Origin of the sequence: Janthinobacterium salmonicoloratum (assembly GCF_051380845.1) — a bacterium.
Lineage (GTDB): Bacteria > Pseudomonadota > Gammaproteobacteria > Burkholderiales > Burkholderiaceae_D > Janthinobacterium > Janthinobacterium lividum_F.
On record NZ_JBNYXV010000002.1, the window covers coordinates 694,619 to 713,975 of the forward strand.

The 19,357-nt window shown below is 64.5% G+C and carries 15 protein-coding genes; 7 read left to right on the forward strand and 8 right to left on the reverse strand.

Annotated features, from left to right (window positions below; all coding sequences use genetic code 11):
• Positions 1 to 14: 14 nt before the first annotated feature.
• The 4 genes from ACQ4WY_RS16315 to ACQ4WY_RS16330 all read right to left on the reverse strand — a co-directional run bounded on the left by ACQ4WY_RS16315 (position 15) and on the right by ACQ4WY_RS16330 (position 6,160).
• Positions 15 to 1,403, reverse strand: coding sequence for an efflux transporter outer membrane subunit (locus ACQ4WY_RS16315; RefSeq protein ID WP_436504927.1), 1,389 nt, complete (start codon positions 1,401 to 1,403; stop codon positions 15 to 17).
• Positions 1,400 to 4,498 (reverse strand): MexW/MexI family multidrug efflux RND transporter permease subunit, encoded by a 3,099-nt coding sequence (locus ACQ4WY_RS16320; protein ID WP_436504928.1) that lies wholly within the window; start codon positions 4,496 to 4,498, stop codon positions 1,400 to 1,402. The genes ACQ4WY_RS16315 and ACQ4WY_RS16320 overlap by 4 nt, the downstream gene beginning before the upstream one ends.
• Before the next feature lie 13 nt (positions 4,499 to 4,511).
• Entirely contained in the window at positions 4,512 to 5,612 is a 1,101-nt protein-coding gene (locus tag ACQ4WY_RS16325) for an efflux RND transporter periplasmic adaptor subunit (RefSeq protein ID WP_436504929.1), read from the reverse strand.
• A 68-nt stretch (positions 5,613 to 5,680) separates the two neighbouring features.
• Positions 5,681 to 6,160 carry a DUF2165 family protein gene (locus ACQ4WY_RS16330; RefSeq protein WP_436504930.1) on the reverse strand — a complete coding sequence of 160 codons (480 nt, stop codon included), beginning with the start codon at positions 6,158 to 6,160 and terminating at the stop codon, positions 5,681 to 5,683.
• Positions 6,161 to 6,283: 123 nt separating this feature from the next.
• Here ACQ4WY_RS16330 and ACQ4WY_RS16335 point away from each other — a divergent pair, with 123 nt between their 5' ends.
• Positions 6,284 to 6,943, forward strand: coding sequence for a helix-turn-helix transcriptional regulator (locus ACQ4WY_RS16335; RefSeq protein WP_436504931.1), 660 nt, complete (start codon positions 6,284 to 6,286; stop codon positions 6,941 to 6,943).
• Here the strand turns inward: ACQ4WY_RS16335 and ACQ4WY_RS16340 are convergent.
• On the reverse strand, positions 6,940 to 8,217 hold the full coding sequence (locus tag ACQ4WY_RS16340; RefSeq protein WP_436505000.1) for an MFS transporter: 1,278 nt from the start codon (positions 8,215 to 8,217) through the stop codon (positions 6,940 to 6,942). The two genes, ACQ4WY_RS16335 and ACQ4WY_RS16340, sit on opposite strands and share 4 nt — an antisense overlap.
• Positions 8,218 to 8,329: 112 nt before the next feature.
• On the opposite strand from ACQ4WY_RS16340, the gene ACQ4WY_RS16345 reads away from it, so the two are divergent.
• Positions 8,330 to 9,229 (forward strand): LysR substrate-binding domain-containing protein, encoded by a 900-nt coding sequence (locus tag ACQ4WY_RS16345; protein WP_436504932.1) that lies wholly within the window; start codon positions 8,330 to 8,332, stop codon positions 9,227 to 9,229.
• Here the strand turns inward: ACQ4WY_RS16345 and ACQ4WY_RS16350 are convergent.
• Both ACQ4WY_RS16350 and ACQ4WY_RS16355 read right to left on the reverse strand, forming a co-directional pair.
• The gene (locus ACQ4WY_RS16350; RefSeq protein ID WP_436504933.1) at positions 9,226 to 9,978 is read right to left on the reverse strand and encodes an SDR family oxidoreductase; all 753 of its coding nucleotides are present in this window, start codon (positions 9,976 to 9,978) and stop codon (positions 9,226 to 9,228) included. The genes ACQ4WY_RS16345 and ACQ4WY_RS16350 overlap by 4 nt on opposite strands.
• A 149-nt stretch (positions 9,979 to 10,127) precedes the next feature.
• Entirely contained in the window at positions 10,128 to 11,159 is a 1,032-nt protein-coding gene (locus tag ACQ4WY_RS16355; RefSeq protein ID WP_436504934.1) for a methyltransferase domain-containing protein, read from the reverse strand.
• A gap of 128 nt (positions 11,160 to 11,287) precedes the next feature.
• Here ACQ4WY_RS16355 and ACQ4WY_RS16360 point away from each other — a divergent pair, with 128 nt between their 5' ends.
• Together ACQ4WY_RS16360 and ACQ4WY_RS16365 are read left to right on the forward strand one after the other, a co-directional pair.
• Positions 11,288 to 12,178 (forward strand): helix-turn-helix domain-containing protein, encoded by an 891-nt coding sequence (locus ACQ4WY_RS16360; RefSeq protein ID WP_436504935.1) that lies wholly within the window; start codon positions 11,288 to 11,290, stop codon positions 12,176 to 12,178.
• A gap of 55 nt (positions 12,179 to 12,233) precedes the next feature.
• Positions 12,234 to 12,638 (forward strand): VOC family protein, encoded by a 405-nt coding sequence (locus ACQ4WY_RS16365; RefSeq protein WP_436504936.1) that lies wholly within the window; start codon positions 12,234 to 12,236, stop codon positions 12,636 to 12,638.
• Positions 12,639 to 12,666: 28 nt separating this feature from the next.
• Here ACQ4WY_RS16365 and ACQ4WY_RS16370 read toward each other — a convergent pair whose 3' ends face one another.
• Entirely contained in the window at positions 12,667 to 15,537 is a 2,871-nt protein-coding gene (locus ACQ4WY_RS16370; RefSeq protein WP_436504937.1) for an insulinase family protein, read from the reverse strand.
• Between the two features lie 296 nt (positions 15,538 to 15,833).
• Here ACQ4WY_RS16370 and ACQ4WY_RS16375 point away from each other — a divergent pair, with 296 nt between their 5' ends.
• Genes ACQ4WY_RS16375 through ACQ4WY_RS16385 form a run of 3 tightly spaced genes read left to right on the forward strand, consistent with a single transcriptional unit; the run spans position 15,834 to position 19,149 of the window.
• Entirely contained in the window at positions 15,834 to 17,246 is a 1,413-nt protein-coding gene (locus ACQ4WY_RS16375; protein WP_436504938.1) for a HAMP domain-containing sensor histidine kinase, read from the forward strand.
• Complete coding sequence (locus ACQ4WY_RS16380) at positions 17,243 to 17,785, forward strand: hypothetical protein (protein ID WP_436504939.1); 543 nt, start codon at positions 17,243 to 17,245, stop codon at positions 17,783 to 17,785. Before ACQ4WY_RS16375 ends, ACQ4WY_RS16380 begins: the two co-directional genes overlap by 4 nt.
• Positions 17,782 to 19,149, forward strand: a complete 1,368-nt coding sequence (locus tag ACQ4WY_RS16385; RefSeq protein WP_353659441.1) for a sigma 54-interacting transcriptional regulator — start codon at positions 17,782 to 17,784, stop codon at positions 19,147 to 19,149. The genes ACQ4WY_RS16380 and ACQ4WY_RS16385 overlap by 4 nt, the downstream gene beginning before the upstream one ends.
• The last annotated feature ends 208 nt before the right edge of the window (positions 19,150 to 19,357 follow it).

The window sequence follows — 19,357 nt, forward strand, 5'->3', positions numbered from 1 at the left end:
CCGAGCTAAAAAGATCACATAGTTTGCCCCCATCCAAGCGCCTTGTACAGGGCAATCGCATCGACATAAGACGCCGTTTCCGCCAGCAGCGCTTCGCGCCGGATATCGTACAAGGCGCGCTGGTTTTCCAGCACGGCCTGGTAGCTGCCGGCGCCGCCCGCATAGCGCGTGCTGGCGATGCCGAGGGCCGCATTGCCATGGCGCGCCGACTGCAGCAAGGAAGCCAGTCGCGTCTGGTTTTCCGCCAGCTGCGTGACGGCGTTTTCCACGTCTTCCTGCGCCACCAGGATGGCTTGCGCATAGCGCGCCAGGGCGCCCTGCGCCTCCGCCTGCGTGCCGCGCAAGCGTGCCTTGACGCTGCCCAGGCGGAAGGCCGGATAGCTGACGGAGGGCGCCACTTCGAAGGCGCGCGCGCCGCCGTCGAACACGCCGCTGCCGCGCAGCGCAAAGAAGCCTAAAAAGCCGCCCAGGCTCAGGCGCGGATACAGGTCGGCCGTGGCCGCCCCCACGTCTTCGCTGGAAGCGGCCAGCAGGCGCTCGGCGCGCACCACGTCGGGACGCTGCCTGATCAAGCGGTTCACGTCGCCGAGCGGCAGCTGGCCCGCCAGCGGCACTTCCTGGCGCGGCATGGTCGCCAGCGAAATGGCGCCCGGCGCTTGGCCGCTCAGCACATCGAGCCGGTACTGCGCCTGGCGCAGGCCCGCCTGCAAGGACGGCAGCATCGCTTCGCTGCGCGCCAGGTTGGCCAGCGCGTTATGGCGTTCTTCCGGCAAGCCACTGCCGGCGCGGATGCGCGCGTCGATCAGGGCCACCGTATCGCGCCAGCTTTGCACCTGCGCCTGCGTCAGCGCCAGGTTTTGCTGGTAACCCAGGGCCTCGTAGTAATTGCGCGCCACCTCGGCGGCTATCGTCAGCTGCACTTGCCGCAAATCCGCCTGCGCCGCGTCGGCGCGCGCCTGCGCCGAGCGGCTGATATGCGCCAGGCGGCCGAACAGGTCGATCTCCCATTGCGCGTCGAAGCCCACGCGCGTGCTGGTGCTGGCGGCGCGGCTATCGGCGGTGTTTTGCTGCACCTGACGCTGCCATCCCACCTGGCTGGTGACGGCAGGCAGTTCATCGAGCCGACGCTCGTCGAAGACGGCGCGCGCGGTCAGCAGGTTCGCTTGCGCCTGGGCGATATCGAGGTTGTGTTCGAGCGCGCTGGCGATCAGCCGCGACAGGCGCGCATCGTCGAAAAATGTCCACCAGGCGGTCTCGCTGACGGCGCTCGCACCGGGTGCGAATTGCGCTTGCTGCGGACTGGCCAGATGGACGTCGGGCGTCTCTGGCGTGACGTAGGCGGGGCTGACGGCGCAGCCGGCCAGCAAGGGAAAAAGGGAAACAAGATAGCGGTAATTTTTCATAGGGATTCCTTCAGCGCCTGCGACAGGTCGCGCGCGCGCGGCGTGGCATGGTCGGCCGTATGGCGGCGGGCCAGAAAGGTGTACACGGTGGGCAGCACGAACAGGGTGAAGAAGGTGCCGATCAACATGCCCGAGACGATCACCACGCCCAGACCGAAGCGGCTGTTGGCGCCCGCGCCGGACGCGAACAGCAGCGGCACCAGGCCCACCACCATGGCGGCCGTTGTCATCAGGATGGGGCGCAAGCGGATTTGCGCCGCCTTGCGGATGGCCGTGATGCGGTCGAGCTGTTCATGTACCTGCAATTCGTTGGCAAATTCCACCATCAAGATCCCGTGTTTGCTGATCAAGCCGATCAGGGTCACGAGGCCGATCTGCGTATAGATATTGACGGTGGCGTAGCCCAGCGCCAGCGGAATCAGCGCGCCGCAAATCGACAGGGGCACCGTGATCAGGATGATCAGCGGGTCCGTCAGACTTTCATACTGGGCCGCCAGCACCAGGTAAATCACGACGACGGCCGCGAGGAAGGCCAGCAGCAGCGCATTGCCTTCCGTGGCGAACTGGCGCGCGTCCGATTGCCAGTCGTAGCTGAAGCCTGGTGGCAGGGTTTTCGCCACACCGTCGAGGAAGGCCACGGCATCGCCCAGGGTCACGCCCGGCGCCGGCACGCCTTGGAAGGTGGCCGCATTTTGCTGGTTGAACTGGGTCAGCATGTTCGGCTCGATCTGTTCCGTCACCGACACGACGGCCGACAGGGGTAGCAGACTGCCATCGTCGGCGCGCACGTACTGCTGCGTCAGGGCTTGTGCCGTCAAGCGTTGTTCGCGCGGGCTTTGCGCGATGACGTCGTACGCGCGGCCATCCATGCCGAAGCGGTTCAGGTAATTTTCGCCCACCAGCACGGCCAGCGATTCGCCGATGTCCTGCATGCGGATGCCCAGGCTGTTCGCCTTGGAGCGGTCGACGCGCACCTTCACGACGGGGTTGTTGTAATCGAGGTCGCTGTCGACGACGGCAAACAGGCCGCTATCGCGCGCGCGCTGCTTGACGTCTTCCATGGTGCGGAACAGGGTGGCGTAGTCCTGCGCGCTGCGCAAGACCAGTTGCACGGGCAAGCCGCCGCTCGATCCCGGCAGGGGCGCCAGCTGGAAGGCGAAGATGCTGGTGCCTTCCACGTCGCCCACGGCATGCTGCAGTTCGGCCTGGATGACGGCCGCATTGCGCGAGCGTTCGGCCCACGGCGTGAGGTTGATGCCGCCGATGCTCGACGCCGGACCTTCGCCGCCATTGATGATCCAGCGCGACGCCGTCTCCGGCACGTTCTTGTAGATGTCATCGAGCTTGTACGAGAAGCGCTCGACGTAATCGAGGTTGGCATGCTGCGGCGCCTTGATCGCCGTCAGCACGCTGGCCTGGTCTTCCGCCGGCGCCAGTTCGCGTTGCGGCAGCAGGTACAAAAACGGCAGACTCACCATCACCAGGGCGGCGAAACCGGCGCTCAGCCAGCGGTGGTGCAGGGAGCGGTCCAGCAGGCGCGCATAGCGGCTGGTGAGGCCTTCGAAGAAGTGCTCGGCGGCCCGCGCCATGCGCCCTTCCGCCTGTTTCGGCTGCAGCAGCAATGAGCTCATGACGGGCGACAAGGTCAAGGCCACCACGCCCGACACCACCACGGCGCCGGCCAGGGTCAGCGCGAACTCCTTGAACAGCGCGCCCGTCAAGCCCCCCATCATGCCGATGGGCGCATACACGGCCGCCAGCGTGATGGTCATGGCAATCACGGGGCCGGCCACTTCGCGCGCGCCGACCAGGGCGGCCGCCACTGGCGTCTTGCCTTCCTCGATATGGCGGTGCACATTTTCCACCACGACGATGGCGTCATCGACCACCAGGCCCACCGCCAGCACCATCGCCAGCAAGGTGAGCAGATTGATGCTGAAGCCGAAGGCCAGCATCAGCGCCGCCGCGCCCAGCATCGACAGCGGTATCGTCACGACGGGAATGAGCACCGAGCGCAAGGAACCCATGCACAGGTAGATGACGATGACGACGATGAGCAGCGCTTCGAGCAGGGTGTGCGCCACCTCGTCGATGGATGATTGGATGAAGCGCGCCGTCTCGAATGCCAGCTCGACTTTCACGCCGGGCGGCAGGGTTTTCTGGATCTCCGGCAGCAGTTTCTTGATGCCGTCGACAATCACCAGCGGGTTGCCGCCCGGCGTGGGCGACAGGCCCAGGTAGACGGCCGGCACGCCGTCCATGATGCCGCTCGTTTCCGTCGCGGCCGCGCCCAGTTCCACCGTGCCCACGTCTTTCAAGCGCACGAGGGCAGCGCTGTCTTTTGCATCGCCGCCTTTGGTGATGACCATGTCGCGGAACTCCGCCACGCTGGTCAGATCCGTGTTGACGCTGATGTTCGAGACGACGAACTGTCCCTTCACTTTGCCGGGCGCCGCCTGGTAGTTATTGCGCCGCACGGCGTCGGCCACGTCGGCCGCCGTCAGGCCGCGCGCCGCCAGTTTCGCCGGGTCGATCCACAGGCGCATGGCCAACTGCTGGCCGCCATACACGTCGACCTTCGCCACGCCGTCGATGGTGGCGAACATCGGCTGCACCACGCGCGCCAGGTAGTCCGTCAGCGCGGGCGCCGATACGCTCTCGCTGGCAAAGCCGACATAGGCGACGGCCGAGGAATCGCCGGCCGAGCGCTCGATGACGGGATCGAAGGCTCCTTCGGGCAGCTTGTAACGCACCTGGTTGACCTTGGCCATGACTTCCGTCAGTGCCTGCGTGGAATCGCGGTTCAGTTCCATGCGCACGGTGACCGTGCTGCTGCCCTGCACCGACGAGGAGGTCAGGTAGTCGATGCCTTCCACCGACGACACGGCTTGGGCGATCGGCTGCGTGACAAAGCCCTGCATCAGTTCTGCCGAGGCGCCCGGATAGTTGGTGGTGACGGTGATGGTGGACGATTCCAGCATCGGATACTGGCGGATCGGCAGCTGCTTGATGGCGATCACGCCCAGCATCAGAATCAATGTGCTGATCACCAGCGCCAGCACGGGGCGGCGTACGAATAAATCGGTAAATTTCATGGTGGCGTGCTCCTTACGAACCGGTCTTGGGCGCGGCGCGTTTCGCCTCGTCCAGGGTATTGGCCACGGCCTGCACAGCCATGCCGTCGGCCAGTTTCAGCTGGCCTGAAGCGACCACGCGCTGGCCCTCGCGCAAGCCGTCAACGATAGCCACGCGGCCGCCTGCCCGCTCGCCCAGTTTCACGCCCACGCGCTTGACGGTGAGCGGCTGTTTTCCCTCCTGCTGCGCGACAAACACCGTGTCGCCGTACGCGCTGTAGGTCACGGCCGTCTCCGGCACCGTCAGTTGCTGGCCCGCTTCGCGCGCCACGCGCACATTCGCGTACATGCCCGCCTTCAGGGCGCTGCGGGGATGGGCGAGCGTCGCCTGTACCTGCACCATGCGCGAGCGGGCGATCAGCGGATCGATGGCGTTGATCTTTGCCGTGAAGACGTCGCCGGGGTAGGCGTCCACCAGCACTTGCACGGCCTGGCCTGGCGCCAGTTTGGCGCTGCTCTGTTCATCCAGGGCGAAGTTCACCAGCAGCGACTTCGTATCGATCAAACTGGCCACCGTGTCGGCCGCATTCAGGTACTGGCCCGCGTGCACCTTGCGAATGCCCAGCTGGCCGGCGAACGGCGCGCGGATGGTCTTTTGCGCGATCAGCGCTTCCGTCTGGCGCACGTCGCCCAGGGCCGCATCGCGCGCCGCCAGGGCGCTATCGAGCTGCTCTTGCGTGGCCGCCTTCTCCTTGACCATTTGCACCGTGCGGGCATGGCTGCTTTCCGCGTTTTTCAGCTGCGCGCGCTGGCGCAGCAAGGCCGCCTGTTCCTGGGCGTCATTGAGCTGCACGAGGATGGCGCCGGCCGCCACGGTTTGTCCCGACTCGAAGCGGATCTGCGTGATGCGCCCGCCCGTTTCGGCCGCCACCTGCACCTGGCGCGCCGCTTCCAGTTCGCCCACGCCGGCAAAAAAGCGCTCCTGCGTGCCCAGCACGACGGGCACCAGCGCCACCTTGGTGGCGGGAGTGGCGGCGGCATCGGCGGCATGCGAGTCTGCCCGTGGGTACATGACGGCGCCCGCGACGGCCAGGGTGATGGCCAGCGCGGAGGCGCCGACGATTTTCGTATTCATGATGAAGTCCTTTACTGCTGTCAAAGGGAAGAAGAGGCGCAGCGGAGGCTGATCAGGTCCGCTGCGCGTTAGAAGTGAAAATTAAAGAGGAAAAACAGGCCGATGGTCCACAGCAGCAGCACCAGATGCGTCGCCTGCAAGCCTTCCTGCGCGATCCAGTAGCCGAACCACAGGCCGCCCAGGTGCATCAGCAGCAAAAAGGCGGCCATGGCGCACAAGGCCAGGTTCAGCCAGGGCAGCGCCGCCGTCAGGGAGGCGCCAAAGAACAGCGCCACGCCCGTCCAGGCGGCGATGGCAGCCAGCAGTTGCAGCGCCAGCACCACGCCCAGCGATAGCCGGTGCAGGGTCAATGAGGTGAGAGCGCGGCGCAGCAGCGGCGTCTGGATGGTGGGATCCTGGCGCAGCGGGTCCATGCGCATGGTGTTGCCGATGGCCCAGACGGAGCCGTGGAAGGCGTGCAGGTTGTTGATGGCGGCCAGGGTCAGCCAGATGGCCAGGCCGGTGGCGAGGATGGCGTGAAACAGCCAGATGGAGTGCTGCAGCTGCATGGGATTCCAGTCCAAAAGGTGTCTTGCCTGCATGCGGACGTGGAAACTCCTCGACAGCGGGGAGCTACCGGCCTATTATGCAAGCAATTAGTTGGTTAACTGGCCTCATGATAGTTGAGCGAAATGAATTACACAAGTAAACGTTTGGATAATAGCGAGGCACCGCAAACGACGGAGCGCATCCTGTATTTCATCAAGACCAAGGGACCCGTCTCCACGGCGATCCTGGCCAAGACCCTGGACATGACGGGCGAGGCGGCGCGCCAGCAAGTGCAAAAGCTGGTGGCGGCGGGCTTGATCGAGGGGCGCCAGGAAGCGCAGGCGGGCGCGGGCCGGCCGCGCCAGAACTGGGTCTTGACGGAAGCGGGCAATGCGCGCTTTCCCGACACGCATGCGCAGCTGACGATCAAGCTGATCGGCTCGGTGCGCCAGCTGTTCGGCGAAGCGGGGCTGGATAAACTCATCACCCAGCGCGAGGAGGAAAGCCGCAGCGCGTATGCCTTGGCGTGCTCGGCGCCGGACTTGCCCACGCGATTGCAGCAGTTGGCGGCCGTGCGCGATGAAGAGGGCTATATGGCGCGCGTGGAAGCGGACGGCGACGACTGGCTGTTGATCGAAGACCACTGTCCCATCTGCGCCGCCGCGCGCACCTGCCAGGGCTTTTGCCGCTCCGAATTGCAGCTGTTCCAGGAAGTGGTGGGGCCAAGCGCCAGCATCGTGCGCGAGCAGCATTTGCTGACGAACGCCATGCGCTGCGTCTATCGTATTTCGCCGCTGCCTTAAGCTTTGGGAAACAGGGGCCAGGTGCATAGTGCCACCAGTCCCGCCAGCCACCACACGACGGGCCAGCTGCTGGCCGCCAGCAGGTGCGGGATGGCGATCGGCGTGAGGAACAGCCCCACGTAGACAGCCGTGTTGGCCATGCCCAGGGCCGTGCCCGCGTTGGCGCCACCCGCTTCCGTGGCCAGCTCCGTGTAGGCCACGCCATGCCAGGCGGACACGGCGATACCGGCGGCCACCACGGCGGCCATCAACAGCCAGCCCGGCGCGTCCAGCCAGGCGATGCATCCCAGCAAGACGAACGAGGCCAGCGCCACCAGGGCCGAGCCGCGCAGGTAGGCGGGCCGGTTCGCGTGGCGGTCCGTGTGGCGTCCGCTCCAGATGCGCATCACCATGGCGCCCGCCTGCAGGGCTACCATCACGGCCGTGATGGCCGCCAGGCCCAGGTGCCCATGGTCGTGCAGGAAGACGGTGGCGAAGCTGAGCACGGCAAATTGCGGCACGCACAGCAAGCCAATGGCGGCGACCATGCGCCAGACTTTGCGGCTTTTGAGTGGACCTTGCAAGGGCGGCGCAGGCTTGATCCCAATCAGGCCCGTGGACGCGTTTAGCGGGGCCGTGGCGGCCTCGGCAGAGAAATCGGGCTCATGCATCCATCGCCACGTAAAAAACGCCGACAGGCCGCATACGAGCGCCAGGGCGCCGAAGACGGGCATGAAGCCATGGCGCGATGCCAGGCTGGGCAGGATGAGGGCGCCGAGGCCGCCGCCGAGCGGCACGGCTGTCTGGCGGATGCTCATGGCGAAACCCCGTTCGCCCGGGCCGAACCAGCGCATCACGGCGCGGCCGCTGGCGCCATTCACGCTGCCGCCCAGCACGCCGACCAGCGCCAAGCCCGCCGCCAGCGCCCACAAGGGCGGCACGGCGTTGTCCTGAGGCGTGATCCACAGCAGCAGGGATAGCAAGGCCAGCATGGTGCCCAGCAAGCCGGTCAGCAGCACGGGGCGGTCGCCCCAGCGGTCGGTGGCCATGCCCCAAGGCAATTCTGTGAGGGCCACGCCCAGGCCCATGGCACCCAGCGCCACCCCCAGTTCTGTATTGCTCAGGTGATAGCCGCTGCGCAGCCAGATGGCCGTGGTGGGCATGCCGTTGGCGGCGGCGGAAAAGCTGGCATTGGCCGCCACGCCGACGGCCAGTACTTTCCAGCGGTGGGCATCGCCCAGCGCGGGCGCGGTGGCGGGAGCAGGAACAGGAATGACTGGGCAGCTGGTGGTCATGGCATGGAGAGGATAGTGGTTGACCCTGACAGTGTTGCGCAGTACGATCATTCTGAATATCAGATAATTTTCATTGCACCATCCCATAAAACTGGACGATTGAATCTGCGCCATGAGCCTGCTTAATTTCGACATCGCCTTCTTGCGCAGCTATGTGGCTGGCATCGAACTGGGCAGCTTTGCCCGCGCGGCGGACAAGGTGGGGCGTTCCACCTCGGCCGTCAGCGCCCAGCTGAAAAAACTCGAGGAGCAGGCCGGTGCGCCCCTGTTCCGCAAGGATGGCCGGGGGCTGGCGCTGACGCCGGCCGGCGAAGTCTTGCTCGGCTATGCGCGCCGCCTGCTGGAACTCAATGACGAGGCGGCCGTCGCCTTGCGCGGCGCGGAACTGGAAGGCTGGATCAGGCTCGGCTTGCAGGAGGATTTTGGCGAAGCCTTGCTGCCCGATGTGCTGGGGCGCTTTGCCCGCGCGCATCCGAAAGTGCGCATCGAGGCGCACGTGGCGCGCAACACGGCCTTGATGCAAGGGCTGGCCATGGGCCAGCTGGACCTGGCCCTGCTGTGGGGCGGCGCCTGCATCGCCGACGTGGCCGAGTATCCGCCGCAGCAGCGCCAGCATATTGCCGAACCGGCCATGCGCTGGATCGCTTCGTCCAGCCTGGCCTGGCGCCCCGAATCGGGCGAACCATTACCACTCATTACGTTCGACCGCGATTGCCTGTTCCAGCGCTGCGCCACGCAGGCGCTGGATGGGGCCGGCATCGCCTGGCGCACGGCGTTTACCAGTCCCAGCCTGGCAGGGCTGTGGGCAGCGGCGGCCGCCGGGCTGGGCGTGACGGTACGCACCAGCCTGGGCTTGCCCTCTTCCGTGTGCGTTCTCGATCACGTGGCGGCGGGTTTGCCCGCCCTGCCCCCATTGTCGCTGGAACTGCTGCGCGCCTCCAGCGTGTCCAGGCCGCCCGTCGAGCGCCTGGCCGGCCTGATCATCGAGTCGCTGCAGAAAGATGCGGCTTAAAACTCCTGCACCGTGGGACGCAGCACGATTTCATTGATGCCCACGTCGTCCGGCTGCCCGATCGCATACGCCACTGCGCGTGCCACGGCGTCGGCGGGGATGGCTTGCTTGTAAAACTCTTTCAAGCCGGCCGCGCTTTCCGCGTGGCTGCTGCCGCCCGGCAGTTCCGTGTCGATGGCGCCCGGCAGGATGGTGGTGGTGCGGATGGTGCCGCCGCTGGCGGCCAGTTCATGGCGCAAGCCTTCCGAAATGGCGCTGACGGCAAACTTGGTGCCGCTGTAGACGGTGCCACCCGGACTGAAGACTTTTTGTCCTGCCACCGACGAGATGTTGATGAAGTGGCCGCTATTTTGCGCCTGAAAATATGGCAGGACGGCGGCGATGCCATTCAACACGCCTTTGATGTTGATATCGATCATGTTGTTCCACTCGTCGACCTTCAAGGCACTTATCGGCGCGATGGCCATCAGCCCCGCGTTGTTGATCAGCACGTCGACCTTGCCGAATACGGCCAGGGCCGTGTCGATCAGATTCTTGACGTCGGCAGGCACCGTGATGTCGGTCTGGGCAATGGCGGCCTGGCCGCCGGCGGCCGTGATTTCTTCGGCGATGGTATTGAGCAAATCCATGCGCCGCGCACCAAGCACGACACAGGCACCCAGTGCGGCCAGGTGGCGCGCGGTGGCTTCACCCAGGCCGCTGCTGGCACCGGTGATGATGACGACTTTCCCTGCAATATATTGACTCATGATGGATTCCCTGTGGAGGCAGCGGAGTGCTGCGGATGACATCGATCAATGCTGGCGAGCCACGTCAGGCAGCGGCCACGCTGCAAGCACAGCTTAGCGCATTTGCGCTGTCATACGCTATAAAAATGATAATTATTAAATGGCAATTGTTAGATGCGCGCAATCAGCACTTGCACGGGCGCCATGGGAAAATCGCTGGCGCTGTATTGTTCCACTTGCCGCCAGCCCGTGTCGCGCAGCAACCGCGCCAATTCTCCCTGCCGTGTCACCGTGCGGCCCAGCATGCGCATGGGCAAGTAATACGGCAGCACGCTTGCCGCATCAACGGGCGTCGGGACGATTTCCGCCTGCACGCAGACGAACACGCCTCCTGGTTTTACCGCCGCATGGATCTTGCGCAGAGCCGCTGCCATGTCAGGCACGAAATGCAGCACGGATGAGCACCAGATGAGATCGTAGCCGCTGCCGATATCATCGCTGTCCAGGTCGCCGCCCAAGGTCTCGAGGCGGTCAGACAGTTGCGCATGGGCGATGTTCGCGGCGGCCACCGCCACTGTCTCCGGCCAGTCGAAAACGCAGCCGTGCAAGCCCGCATGGGCTTGCGCCAGCGCAATGGCAACCCAGCCCGGTCCGCCGCCCACGTCGAGCAGGCGCAGCGGCGTGTTGCCGTCCGCAAATAGGGCGATGCGCTGCATCACGGACAGAGCCGCGCGCATGGTGACGGCGCGTTGTTCCTGGCCGATCTGCTGCTGCGCGGCAACGGCCCAGTTGACCCCATTTGCCGTGTTATATGGCGCCGCTTTGCCGCCGTCGCGCACGAGGGTAGGTAACTGCGCGGCGAAATGGCGCAGCGCATGCAGCCGGTATAGCCAGGCGTCGCCGCAAAAAGAAACAGAGTTGCGGCAGAAATACTGCAAGGTGGCGGCCGTGCAGCGGTAACGCTGTGTCTCCTTATCGGCTGCATCGCATTCCAGCACCTGCATGCTCCAGAGTAATTCCAGCAGCAGGGCCGTGTGCGGCGCATGTAGCGACAGGGCTTCGGCCAGTTGCGCCGGCGTGTGCGGCGTGACCAGCACCTCGAAAATGCCCAGTTCCAGGGCGGCGGCCAAGCCATCGGCCTGGACGGGGGCGACGGCCAGATCCCAATACGGTTGCAAGGCGTGTTGCGTGGTGAACGGCATGGTGTTTCCTTTCGGCGAGGTGGGCATGGAAGCATATTTTATGCAACAATGAGAATAATTATCATTTGCATTTGTATGCGGCACGGCGCATTTCGTATGCGGGACGGTGCGCAGGGACAGGAGGAGCGATGGCAGGACTTGACAGGGAAGCGGCAGGCTGGACGCGGCGCCAGCTGGACCCGGGGATGGGCGAGTGCCGCGCCGACCAGCGCCAGGTCGACCAGGGCTTGCTGCTTGTGCATTCCGATTACCGTCCGCGGCTTGCGCTCGTCGAGCAGTCGAAGCATGACGATGCGGGCGGCCTGGTCATTACCATCGGCCTGGAAGGCGCGTCCGCTTACAGCACGCGCGATGGCGAACAATTGCGTTTCCGGGGTGGCCATACGACCATGACGGTGTTTCGCCATACGAGCGGCGAACGCCGTTTCGAGGCTGGCCAGCGGGCGGCGCAACTGCGCGTGCTGGTCGACGAAGATGCGCTGGCGCGCTACTGGCCGGAGGGCTTGACTGCATTGCTGCCCAACGGTGGCGCGCGCCAGCTGGCGCATGCCGCCACCACACCCGCTGCCACCCTGCACGCCCGGGCGCTGCTGCGCGCGACGGACCCGCTGGCCGTGCATATTGGCGTGCTCAGCCTGCTGGCGGAACAGTTGCGGGGACTGCGACCCGCGTCCATGCTGGTGCCGCGCTGGTCCGAGGCTGAGATTGTCAAACTGGAGCGTGTCCACGCGCTGATGCAGGAGCAGATGGCGCAGGCACTCACGCTCGATTACCTGTGTGCGCAAGTGGGTTTGAGTTTGTTCAAACTCAAGCAGGGGTGGAAGTACCGCTACGGCGACAGCCCCCAGCGTACCCTGCTGGCGCTGCGCATGCAGCGGGCCAGGTTGCTATTGGAAAATGGTTGCCAGGTGGCGCAGGCGGGCTGGCAAACGAGCTACCGCCACCCGGCCAATTTCAGTGCCGCGTTCAGCCGCTATTTCGGTTACGCACCGAAGACCGTGGCGCGCGCGAAGGGCTGAACAGGCGGTGTAGAATCGGCGGGCAGCATTTTTCATCTCACCTCTAGGAGACATGATGGCCCGCAAAATCTTTGTCAATCTGCCCGTGCAGTCGCTCGAGCGTTCCGTGACGTTTTTCACGGCCCTGGGCTTCAGTTTCAATGCCCATTTCACGGATGAAACGGCGACTTGCATGATCGTCGCCGACGACATCTTCGTCATGCTATTGACGCACGACAAATTCAAACAATTCACGCCTAAGCAGTTGTGCGATACCAAGGTGGCGACGGAAGTGCTGGTGTGCCTGTCGGCCGAGAGCCGCGGCGAAGTCGATGAGCTGGTGGCGAAGGCCGTCCAGGCGGGCGGCAGCATCTACAAGGAGCCGATGGATTTCGGCTTCATGTATGGCCACAGTTTCCAGGATCCCGATGGTCATCAATGGGAGCTGATGTATATGGAAGCGAATTCAATACCGAAGTAGTTGCGGTATTGAATCCGGTACGGCGCTCTTAGCTGGCCAGCGCCAGCAGATCGACCACTTCCAGCCCGGCCAGGTCTTGCGTCGTGTTGCCCGCAAACGCGGCGCGGCTCGGCTGGCCGTTTTTCAGCCAGGTGCGCGTGACAGCCTTGATCTGCGCCAGGGTGCAGTTCAGCACGCCGGTGCGGAACTGCTGGCGCACGGCTTCCGTCGTGCCACGCTGCTGCATGTTCCACGCCGTCAGCGCTTCCGCGTACGGCGAGTGCGGCTTGTCGAGGCCCTTGATCACGCAGATGATGGCTTCTTCCACTTGCTCTTGCGAGAAATCGCCGTCGAGGATTTGATCCAGCGTCGTGCCGAAGTCGGCGAACGTGCCGGCCAGGCGCGGATCGCGGTAGGAACTCAATGTAAACGTGCCGGCGCCGGCCGCATAGCTGGCGCTGCCGCCATACGCGCCGCCTTTTTCGCGCAGGGCCGTATGCAGCACCTGGTTGGTCATCAGTTCAGCGGCGACAGCCAGGGCGGAAGCGTCCGGATTGTGCACGCCAGGCACGGCCCAGGAAACGAAGCAATGGTTGATCTGGCTCGTCGCATGCAGCGCCGTGTTGGCCAACGGCAATGCGGCAGGCGCGATGGCGACGGCCGGTGCCTCCGCCTGCGTGCTGGCTGCCGGCAACTCCAGCAAACGGGCCAGGGTGATGCCATCCTGCTCCAGGCCGGCGCACAGCACGGTCGGCTGCTGGGCGATGATATGCGCGTGCAGGGTATCGAGTTCGCGGGCAATTTCCTGCAAGCCTGACGACGTCTTGCTCAGCTGCTGTAAGCGGCGGTAGAACGGCAGTGCCGCCGGGCCGCCGACGATGTCGTCGAAGCGGCGCGTGGACGACAGCGGTGCCGCCGAAGCCAGCATGGCGTAGCGGTTGCCCGATTCGGCCAGGCTGCTCAATTTGTCCTGCACCAGGCTTTCGATCAGGAAAGCCAGGCGCTCTTCTTCATCGAAGCGGGGCTTGGTGATCCAGGCCGACAGCACGGCGGCAATCGCCGCGTGTTCTTCGCGCAAGCCGCTGGCCGAGAACGAGAGTTCCACACGCATGGCCTGTTCCGGGCGCGGGATGGCTTCCAGGCCGATGTGGAACGACGGCACCATGCTCTGGCGCCAGGCGCTGGCGTCGTCGAACGACATGTCGCCCACGCCCAGTTCCGGCGCCAGGTCCGTGTACAGACGCAGCCAGGGCCACGACGCTTCCGGCAGGCTCGACACGTCGTACAGCACGTTGGCATAGCTGATGCCGTTCGAGGCGATACTGAACGCCACGGCGCCGTCGACGGCGGGTGGAATCGGCAAGGCCGGGCGCGGCAAGGCGCTGACGTCGCCAGGACGGATGCGCGGCAAAACTTCTGAATTCGATGGCAATTGCTGATGCGCTTCCAGCGCGGCGGACTCGGCGATGATGTGCTCGCGCTCGGCATCCGTCAGCTGCGCTTGCAGGGCCGCCAGCTTGGCGTCTTCCTGGGCTGCGCGGTCCGTGAAGTAGGCGCTGTCTGGCACCACGTGCGTCGTCAAACGGGTTGGATTGGCGATCAGCTCGCGCACCAGCTGCTTGAAGAATTCCGGATCTTCGATCTGCTGTTCCAGAGTTTCCAGGATGGCCGCATTGTCGAAGGCGTCCATGACGTCGCCGCCATACATGGCCAGCGGCAAGGCGTGCAGCAAACGGCCCAGGCCGTAAGGCATGCGGCCGCTGCTGATCTCGCGCTGGCTGTACTTGATGTCGCGCAAGGCAGCGTGCAGCACGGCGGCCGGAATGCCCTCTTCCGCCGTTTCTTCCAGGGCCGTCCAGATGCGCTGGTGCGCATCGGCGATCTGCTCCTGGGTCAAACCTTCCATGCCGATGTGGAAGACCATCTGGCGGATGCCCGCGTCGCGGCCATTCATGTCCGATGGGCGGCCATAGCCGGCCGATTCCATGGCGCGCATGACGGGCGCCGATGATTCGCCCAGCAAGCCGTGCGACAGCAAATGCGCGTGGTAATAGGCGATGGGGTCGCTCGACTCGCCCATCAGCCAGGCGAATTGCAGGCCGAATTCATCGGCGCGCGCTTCCTGCGAAGGAATCTTGACGATGTTTTCCTGCGGCGCGGTCCACGCGGGCGCCAGTTGCGGCAAGCGGCGTTCGGAGAAACCACTGAGCTTGGACAACACGCGTTCAGCAACTTGTTCCTGTACGGCTGATGCTTCGATATTGCCGGCAGTCATGATCACGGCTTGCGAAGGGTGATAGTGGCTGGCGTGGAATTCTTTCAGCATGGCATGCGTGAGTTCCGGGATCACCAGCGGATCGCCGCCCGATTCCACTTCATACGTCGTGCCCTTGAGCAAGGCGCTGGCGATGCCGCTGTCGAGCGCGCGCATGGGGCTGTTGAAAGCGCCCTTCATTTCATTGAAGACGATGCCTTGGTACACCAGCTTGTCGCCTTCGAACGCATGGCGCCAGCCTTCCTGGCGGAAGTTCAGGTAATCGAGGTTCGGGAAGAAGGCCGCGTCCAGGTACACGTCGAGCAGGTTGAAGAAATCCTTGCGGTCGGTGCTGGCGAACGGGTACACGGTGCGGTCCGGATAGGTCATCGCATTCATGAAGGTGGCCGTCGAGCGGCGCAGCATCGAGAAGAAGGGGTCGCGCACCGGGTAGCGGGACGAGCCGCACAAGGCCAGATGTTCGAGGATGTGGGCACGCCCGTCGCTCACTTCCGGCACAGTGGGAAAGGCCACCAGGAACACCATCTCAGCCTGCTCGGTATGCATGTGGATATGGCGCATGCCCGTTGCTGGCTCGACATACTGCTCGATGGTTGCCTGCAAGACTGGAATGAAGTTGCTGCTGACTTTTTCAAATGTGCTCATGCGGTATGGGATCTCTGCGGTAGGTGATACGGATAGTCGGTTGGGCTGCATTACATGTGGGGGCAAAGTGGCGTAATGCCAGGGCTGGCCGCCAGGGCGGGGTGTCACTTTGATGCCTGTATGAAGTTTTCCCTATTGTACTAGGAGTATCTGCGCGCCGCCGCCGAGGCGTGCTTGTCGGACGCAAAAGCAACAATGTTGCCAAATCTGTCAATGATGGACAGGTGGCGCCTCAGGATGGAGGCTTAGCGTACCATTCCCCTTTTGTCATCCAGACTGAACCGAAGGCGCCTACCTTGTCCCGACTTTCCTTTCGCCAACTGTTATTTGCCGCCTTCATTTTGACGACGGGCATTTTGACGGCCACTTCCGTGCAAGCCCTGCTGACCCTGGAGCACCTGGCGCGGCTGGGGCGCGAGACGGCGGCGCAGGCGATTGCCCTGACGGAACAGTCGCAGCGCCTGTCCGAGCGCACCTTGGCCATGGAGCGCAGCGCGCGCCAATTTCTCGTGCTCGATGATCCCGTATTTCGCGAGCGCTACGCGGCGGCCCGCGATGAAGCGACGGCGGCGCTGCAAGTGCTGAACCGGGCCACGCCCGAGTTCGCCCCCCAACTGGCCGACGAATGGACGGTGCAGGCGCAATCGGCCTGGGAAGTCTTGCAAGCAGGTAAGCGCCGCAAGCGCGATGGCCACGCCATCGTGTACCGCGCGTTCGCCCGCATGGCGCAGATCAATGACAGCCTGGCGCGTGAAAGCAAGACGGAAATCGGCAGCCGCAACGATGCCTTGCTGGCCGAGTTGGAACGCCAGCGCCGCGTGCTGGGCGTGCTGGTGGGCGGCGCCGTGCTGCTGGCGGCCGTGCTGGCCACCTGCTTCGGCTTTCTATTGTCGCGTCCGCTGCGCCGCATCGAGACGGCCATCGAGCGCCTGGGCGAGAAGCGCTACGACCAGCCCATCGTCGTCGGCGGCCCGGCCGACACGCGCCGCCTGGGCCAGCAGCTCGACTGGCTGCGCCAGCGCCTGGCGGACCTCGATGCCGACAAGGAACGCTTCCTGCGCCACATCTCGCACGAACTGAAGACGCCGCTGGCGGCCCTGCGCGAAGGCGTGGCCTTGCTGGAAGACGAGGTGGCGGGCAAGCTCAGCGACGGCCAGCGCGAAATCGCCGGCATCCTGCAGCAAAATACGGCATCCCTGCAAACCCAGATCGAAGACTTGCTGCGCTACAATACCGCCGCTTTTGACGCCCAGCATCTGGCGCGCAGCAAGGTCGATTTGCTGGTTTTGCTGCAAGATGTGGTGGCCGGGCAGCGCCTGCAATGGCTGGCGCGCCGTTTGACGGTCGAGGTGCAGGGCGAGTCGCTGATCGTTCAGGCCGACCGCGACAAGCTGGCGACGGCCCTGGCGAACCTGCTGTCGAATGCCGTGCGCTTCAGCCCGGAAGGCGGTACCGTGCGCTTCATCTTGTCCAGCGAAGACGGCCGCGTGCGCATCGACTGCATCGACGAAGGTGCCGGCGTGGCGCCCGAGGATGCCGCGCGTATTTTTGAACCGTTTTACCAGGGAGTGCGCCAGGTGGCCGGTGCGCGCAACGGCAATGGCATCGGCCTGTCCATCGTGCGCGAATATATCGCCGCCCACGATGGCAGCGTCACTCTTTTACCGCGCCCGGCCGGCGCACATTTTCGGATAGAACTGCCCTTATGATGACGAGAATTTCCCTGGCCGGTATGGCCGCCTGTGCGCTGCTGTTGGGCGCTTGCGCCGCCAAGCCCCCCACCCAGACGCCCGTGCTGGTGCAAACGCCGCCGCGCGTGGTGGTGGTGGCCGATCCCCAGCTCACCGAACTGCTGGCGTATCAAGGCGCCTTGCGCCTGATGACGCCGTCGGAACTGGTGAAAGCGCAGCTGGACCTGGCGAAAGCCGATCACGCGCCGCACAACACGATACGCCGCGCCATGCTGCAAGCGGCCTTGCGCGGTCCTGGCGACCTGGCCCGCGCGCAAGCCTTGCTGGAACCGCTGGCCACGGCCACGGGCAAGGACGCACAACTGCTGGCGCCGCTGGCGCAATTGCTCGGCAGCCAGTACGCGGAACTGCGCCGCCAGGAAGAGAGCATCGACAAGCTCAACACGCAGCTGCGCGATGCCCTGCGCCGTATCGACCAGCTCAATGAAAAACTCGAGGCGCTGAAAAACATCGAGCGCAGCCTGTCCGTGCGCCCTGCCGCAGGAGCGCCGAAATGAGCGAGCACGCCCACATTTTATTGGTCGACGACGATCCCGACCTGCTGCGTTTGCTGACCATCCGCTTGAAGGCGGGCAACTATCGCGTGACCGCCGTGGGCAGCGCGGAAGCGGCGCTGGCGCGCCTGGCCGTGGAATTGCCGGCCTTGGTCATTACCGACGTGCAATTGCCGGGTCGCGATGGCCTGGCCTTGTTCGATGAAATCCGCCGCCAGCATTCGGCCCTGCCCGTCATCCTGCTGACGGCGCACGGCACCATCCCCGACGCCGTCGACGCGACGGCGCGCGGCGCGTTTGCGTATCTGACGAAACCGTTCGATGGCAAGCTGCTCATGGAAAAAGTGGCGTATGCCATCAACTTGTCCACCGTCATGCCGGCGCCGGCGTCCGGCGACGAGAGCTGGCGTGCCGAGTTGATCAGCCGTAGTTCGCAGATGGCCGAGTTGCTGGCCGAAGCCAAGCTGGTGGCGGGATCCGACGCCAGCATCCTGATACGCGGTCCCAGCGGCACGGGCAAGGAGTTGCTGGCGCGCGCGCTGCACAACGCCAGCCGCCGCGCCAAGGCGCCGTTTATCGCCGTCAACTGCGGCGCCATTCCCGAGCAACTGCTGGAATCGGAGCTGTTTGGCCACGTAAAAGGCTCGTTTACGGGCGCCGTCGGCAACCGCGAAGGCTTGTTTCAGGCGGCCGATGGCGGCACACTGTTCCTGGACGAGATCGGCGACATGCCCTTGCCGCTGCAGGTGAAACTGCTGCGCGTACTGCAGGAGCGGGCCGTGCGCCCTGTCGGTGCCGACCAGACGCGTCCGGTGGATGTGCGGCTGCTGTCGGCCACGCACCGCGACCTGGACGTGGCCATGGCGGAAGGCCAGTTCCGCGAAGACTTGTATTACCGTCTGAACGTGGTGACATTGACGTTACCGCCGCTGGCCGAGCGCCGCGAAGATATCGCCCTGCTGGCAAACCATTTCTTGCAGAAACTGGCTGCCAAGTATGAAAAACCGTTGAATGGCTTCGCGCCCGACGCCTTGACTGCCTTGGTCAGCGCGCCATGGCCCGGCAATGTGCGCCAGCTGGTCAATGTCGTCGAGCAAGTGTGCGCGCTGGCGACGGCGCCGCTGGTGCCTTTGAGCCTCGTGCAACGGGCCTTGCGCGTGCCATCGCTGGAAGCGCTCAGCTACAACGAAGCCAAGCAGCGCTTCGAGCGCGACTACCTGATTCAATTGCTGCGCCTGACGGACGGCAACGTGGCCGACGCGGCCCGCCTGGCCGACCGCAACCGCACGGAGTTCTATCGTTTATTACAGAAATACGAGCTGACGCCGGCCCTGTTTCGCGGTGACGGAGACCCTGTCGCTGAATAGCGACAAAAATAAACTGTGGATAATCAAAGACTTACTGAGAAATATTGAATGTCTTGCCATAAGCTGTCGCTGTCAGGCGACAAAAAGCCCCGTTTTTCGGGCCAGATCCCGCGAAAATGCGCAGAAAAAATTGAGAATGAAGCTAAGTCGTTGATTTTAAATGTAATTTAAAAGCTGGCACGGTGCTTGCTGTATGGGTAGATGTAAC

What these genes read in the sequence shown, in the direction of transcription:
- ACQ4WY_RS16355 (WP_436504934.1), bottom strand. Translation starts at nt 11,159, where the DNA reads ATGCCGTTCACCACGCAACACGCCTTGCAACCGTATTGGGATCTGGCC.
- ACQ4WY_RS16345 (WP_436504932.1), top strand. Translation starts at nt 8,330, where the DNA reads ATGAGCCTGCTTAATTTCGACATCGCCTTCTTGCGCAGCTATGTGGCT.
- ACQ4WY_RS16370 (WP_436504937.1), bottom strand. Translation starts at nt 15,537, where the DNA reads ATGAGCACATTTGAAAAAGTCAGCAGCAACTTCATTCCAGTCTTGCAG.
- ACQ4WY_RS16335 (WP_436504931.1), top strand. Translation starts at nt 6,284, where the DNA reads ATGAATTACACAAGTAAACGTTTGGATAATAGCGAGGCACCGCAAACG.
- ACQ4WY_RS16365 (WP_436504936.1), top strand. Translation starts at nt 12,234, where the DNA reads ATGGCCCGCAAAATCTTTGTCAATCTGCCCGTGCAGTCGCTCGAGCGT.
- ACQ4WY_RS16350 (WP_436504933.1), bottom strand. Translation starts at nt 9,978, where the DNA reads ATGAGTCAATATATTGCAGGGAAAGTCGTCATCATCACCGGTGCCAGC.
- ACQ4WY_RS16385 (WP_353659441.1), top strand. Translation starts at nt 17,782, where the DNA reads ATGAGCGAGCACGCCCACATTTTATTGGTCGACGACGATCCCGACCTG.
- ACQ4WY_RS16360 (WP_436504935.1), top strand. Translation starts at nt 11,288, where the DNA reads ATGGCAGGACTTGACAGGGAAGCGGCAGGCTGGACGCGGCGCCAGCTG.
- ACQ4WY_RS16380 (WP_436504939.1), top strand. Translation starts at nt 17,243, where the DNA reads ATGATGACGAGAATTTCCCTGGCCGGTATGGCCGCCTGTGCGCTGCTG.
- ACQ4WY_RS16315 (WP_436504927.1), bottom strand. Translation starts at nt 1,403, where the DNA reads ATGAAAAATTACCGCTATCTTGTTTCCCTTTTTCCCTTGCTGGCCGGC.
- ACQ4WY_RS16340 (WP_436505000.1), bottom strand. Translation starts at nt 8,217, where the DNA reads ATGACCACCAGCTGCCCAGTCATTCCTGTTCCTGCTCCCGCCACCGCG.
- ACQ4WY_RS16330 (WP_436504930.1), bottom strand. Translation starts at nt 6,160, where the DNA reads ATGCAGCTGCAGCACTCCATCTGGCTGTTTCACGCCATCCTCGCCACC.
- ACQ4WY_RS16320 (WP_436504928.1), bottom strand. Translation starts at nt 4,498, where the DNA reads ATGAAATTTACCGATTTATTCGTACGCCGCCCCGTGCTGGCGCTGGTG.
- ACQ4WY_RS16325 (WP_436504929.1), bottom strand. Translation starts at nt 5,612, where the DNA reads ATGAATACGAAAATCGTCGGCGCCTCCGCGCTGGCCATCACCCTGGCC.